Genomic DNA, 2,095 nt, shown 5'->3' with positions numbered 1-2,095 from the left:
TTGATCGGCGACGCGCAGAAGCCGACGCCCTTGCCCGGGGCGACGCGCGCTTTCTAGCAGCGCAGCTCATCAATTGCATCGCGGTCGGGCCAATGCTCGACGCGATGCTCGGCGGCACGACCTATGCGTCCTCCCGCGCCCAGAATGCTTATTTCGACAAAGCCTGGACGCTGTTTCTCGACGGCGCGCGCCGCTGAGCGGCTACGCCACTACGGTCCGCACGGACGCACCGCCGGCGAAGAACTACGTCAGGCCGACTTGATATACTCGTGCAGCGCCTGTTGTTCGCTTTCGTACTCGGTCAGGCGCGACTTGACGACGTCGCCGATCGAGATCAAGCCGACCAGGCGGTCGTTCTCCATCACCGGGAGATGACGGAATTTGCCGCGCGTCATCGCCTCCATGAGAACGGCGACGGTGTCGCTCGGCTGGCAGCTGACGACCTCACGGGTCATGATCGCCGACACCGGCAGATCGAGCGCTGCGGCGCCACGTTCGCTGAGAGCGCGAACGACGTCGCGCTCCGATAGGATGCCTTCGATCCGCGTGCTGCTCATCACCAGCACCGCGCCGATGCGTCGCTGGGACAAAGTCGCTACGGCGTAGGAGAGCTTGGCATCCGGCTCGATGCTGTGAACGTGTCGGCCTTTGGATTCGAGGATCGCGCGCACTGTCATGGGTCGCCTCCCGATGCCGCCGCCTGTTGGCGTGCGGTGCTGAGTGAATGCCTGCAGCAACTGATCGGCTGGACCGCCAACGCGATGGCCGATCACACAATAAGATAGTACCGGGAATTGCGGCGATTCAACGCCGGGTGCAATTTAGTCGCAGCTACACGCGCTGCACTGCGCCATGAACTCAGGCGGCTTTCGCCGGCGGTGTGCGGCGGGGCACCGGGTCGAACAGGGAAAAGAGAAACAGGCCGGCGAAGAAGCCGCCGATATGTGCCTGCCAGGCGACGCTGGCGCCTTCGCTGCCGATCGCGATCGAGCCGATGCCGAATACGATATTGATTCCGAACCAGATCGCCAGGAAGCCGAGCACCCGTGCGTCGCGCAGCGAGCGGCTGAGCGGCAGCGCGGGAACACGCGATGCCGCATCGGCGTCGCCGGAGCGCAGCGACAGGAAGCTGCCGCGCACGAATGCGAAGCGGATCGCGGCCGCCATCGCGCCCGACACCGAAGCGGAGGCGCCGATCATCGGCGCCATTGCGTGCTCGTGGGTAACCAGATGCGCCAACGCGCCGGCGACCGCCGTCACCGCCATGAAGGCGAAGAAACGCAACGCCCCGAATCGCCGCGCCACCGCGCTGCCAAAAGGCAGCAGCCACAGCACGTTGAAGATGATGTGGCTGAGATTGGCGTGAAGCAGCGAATAGCTGACGAAGCTCCAGATCTTGGCGCCAGCGCCGCCGGGCAGTTGGGCTGCCAGCGGCGTCGCATCGTAGCGCAGCGGGATGAAGCCGAACGCCTCGATCACCCAGTCGTCGAGGTCGGGCGGCAGCAGAACATGCAGATGCAGGACGGCCAGCAGAGCGATATAGGCGGTGATCGGGCCCGGCAGCGTCAGAACCGGTTCGCGCGGCGGCGGCTCGGACGGCGGCGGCTCGGGCGATGGCTGCGGCGGGACTTCCAACGTGACGGACCTGTGCGGACACGCCCGTCTTGGGCGATCCGCTCCCTTAGAGCATTTTCATCAAAAGTGGAAACCCGGTCCGGCTATCCCCGAAGTGCCGCCCCGCCGCTGCACATCGACGACCTCCCGCCAACGAAAAAAGGGAGGGCGTCTGAGAAACACCCTCCCTGTGGTCCGTGCCGGCCCGATCTGCCTTATCGGCAACCGCCGATGCTGCGTCATCCGGTCTGTTTATCAGCGACCCTGCCCCTCGCGCGCGAAGCTGGAGAACCATCGCCGCGGTGGAAACACCGCCACCCTAGCGCCGTTCTGCGGCATTTGAAGCTCATCGTTAATTTAACGTTAACGCTACAAAACCGGGGACTTCCTGTGGGCCGCCGGCAATCGGCATGGACGCTGCAACACGCCTCGGACACAAACGCACGCGGGTCTTCGCAGACTCCAAACGGGACACATCTGT

At 64.8% G+C, this 2,095-nt stretch carries 2 protein-coding genes and 1 pseudogene; 1 reads left to right on the top strand and 2 read right to left on the bottom strand.

The annotated features are described in order from the left end of the window. Nucleotides 1-197 (top strand): annotated as a pseudogene (locus tag I5M_RS31345) (hypothetical protein); the annotation flags it as partial. A 51-nt stretch (nucleotides 198-248) separates the two neighbouring features. On the opposite strand, the gene I5M_RS11345 reads toward I5M_RS31345, so the two are convergent. Both I5M_RS11345 and I5M_RS11340 read right to left on the bottom strand, forming a co-directional pair. Further along, a complete protein-coding gene (locus I5M_RS11345) occupies nucleotides 249-677 on the bottom strand; it encodes a CBS domain-containing protein (RefSeq protein ID WP_022721514.1) in 429 nt (142 codons plus the stop codon). 181 nt (nucleotides 678-858) lie between these two features. Further along, nucleotides 859-1,635 carry a rhomboid family intramembrane serine protease gene (locus I5M_RS11340; RefSeq protein WP_022721513.1) on the bottom strand — a complete coding sequence of 259 codons (777 nt, stop codon included), beginning with the start codon at nucleotides 1,633-1,635 and terminating at the stop codon, nucleotides 859-861. Nucleotides 1,636-2,095 lie beyond the last annotated feature (460 nt).

Origin of the sequence: Rhodopseudomonas sp. B29 (assembly GCF_000333455.1) — a bacterium.
Classification (GTDB): Bacteria; Pseudomonadota; Alphaproteobacteria; order Rhizobiales; family Xanthobacteraceae; genus Rhodopseudomonas.
The sequence above is the reverse complement of the archived record's forward strand: the minus strand, read 5'-3'. Positions and strand labels throughout refer to the sequence as shown.